Genomic DNA, 1,738 nt, shown 5'->3' with positions numbered 1-1,738 from the left:
CTACCGACTATCAGTTAGCCAATCCAGATATCAACCCGCAGGAAGACTACACAAAAATTCCAAATCGAATTGATTGGGGAGAAGCACCAGATGTATCCCTTTTTTACGGACGTACAGAAGAATTGGCAACTCTGAAGCGCTGGATTTTAGCTGAGTCTTCCCCAGATAAAGCAATACCCTGCCGTCTCATTACCCTATTGGGCATAGGTGGTATCGGCAAAACCTCGCTATCCGTCAAGCTCACCCAGCAGATTCAGAATCAGTTTGAGTTCGTGATTTGGCGATCGCTCCTTCCGGCTCCTTCAGTGAACGATCTCCTAGCAGACTTGATCTCCGTCCTATCCGATGGCAAAGAAACTGATCTACCAGAATCATTCAATCACAGAATTTCACGACTGATTCATTATTTACAACGTCATCGTTGCTTACTGGTTTTAGATGGTGCTGACAGAATTCTCCAAGAATGTGCAGCCACAGAAATCACCTGTCGAGATTGCATCTGGCTCCACCACACAACCGTCGGGGAATACTGTGAGTTATTTAGAAGAGTGGGAGAAGCTACGCATCAAAGTTGCTTAATCTTAACCAGTCGCATCAAATGCCATGAGATCGCCCCGCTTGAAGGAAAGACAACACCTGTGCGAGTATTCTCTCTCCAAGGATTACAGGTTACACAGATACAAGAACTTTTAAAAACAAAAGGAAGCTTTAGAGGAACGCCAGACGACTGGAATCGATTAATTGAATCCTATGCAGGAAATCCCCATATCCTAAACCGCATTGCCATAACGATTCAACAGTTATTTGATGGTAGTATCACTGAATTTTTAAAACAAAAAGTTACACTTTTCGGCAGAATTCTCAACGATTTAGATCCAGAATTTGAACAACTATCGAATGTAGCTAAAGCAACGATTCAATGCATGGTACTTAATCGTCAACCCATTTCTTTTTCACAGCTACGAACAAAGATGCCATCCTCAGTTTCATCTCAAGAACTACTGGAAAGCTTAGAACTACTGCAAGGGCGATCGTGGATTGATACCAAATTAGGTCTGTTTTCCCTCCAACCAATGATGATTGAATATGTCAAATCTTTTATTATTGATGAGAAGATCGCCAAATTTCAGCCGAACGCATTTCTGGAGCCAGAACATCAACGTCAGGTAGCAAGCTAGAACTGTCAGGATGATCAAAAAATAGGGGTTTTAGCGATCGCAAATCATGGAGTAAACAACATTCATAATAGAGCGATTGCTCTAACAATAAGCTAGCTCCCCACGGGCAAAAGCCTACAGAGATCGTTAGTCCCGAATACCCATTTTGTTGTTGCTGAATCAAAGTATGAATTTTGACATCCTCCCCCGTTTTTTAAATGGGGGAGGATGTCAAAATTCATATTTGTTTTACTACGTAGAGTCCTCTGCTATCTTGCCTAAGAGCAACAGCTAACGAACCGTTCCCCGTAAAGCCTCAGTATCAATGGGTTTGATCAGGTAAAGTAACAGCAGATTCCAAACAATTGCCGCAATTAAAGGTAGTTTGCGAATCAATTTCACCAGTTTCAGCCCAGAACTGTCCTCAATCTCTGCAATTTTCAAGTTATAACCTGCACAGCGTTGCAGCCGTGGGAAAAATTTAGGGTGTTCAGTATTCAACATCACCGGAAAAGTGCGTCCCGCAGTTTCATTGGTGTTGCGGACAACTTGGAAATCAAATTCTGTGGCATCAAGTCCCA

The 1,738-nt window shown here is 42.5% G+C and carries 1 protein-coding gene and 1 pseudogene; one reads left to right on the top strand and one right to left on the bottom strand.

The window, feature by feature from the left end; genetic code table 11:
* The coding region (locus ACWATR_RS39820) for an NB-ARC domain-containing protein (protein WP_460345841.1) at positions 1-1,178 on the top strand (1,178 nt) is incomplete at its 5' end.
* A 270-nt stretch (positions 1,179-1,448) separates the two neighbouring features.
* On the opposite strand, the pseudogene ACWATR_RS39815 reads toward ACWATR_RS39820, so the two are convergent.
* Positions 1,449-1,738, bottom strand: a pseudogene (locus ACWATR_RS39815) (magnesium-protoporphyrin IX monomethyl ester (oxidative) cyclase); the annotation flags it as partial.

Source organism: Nostoc sp. UIC 10890 (assembly GCF_054786515.1).
The sequence above is the reverse complement of the archived record's forward strand: the minus strand, read 5'-3'. Positions and strand labels throughout refer to the sequence as shown.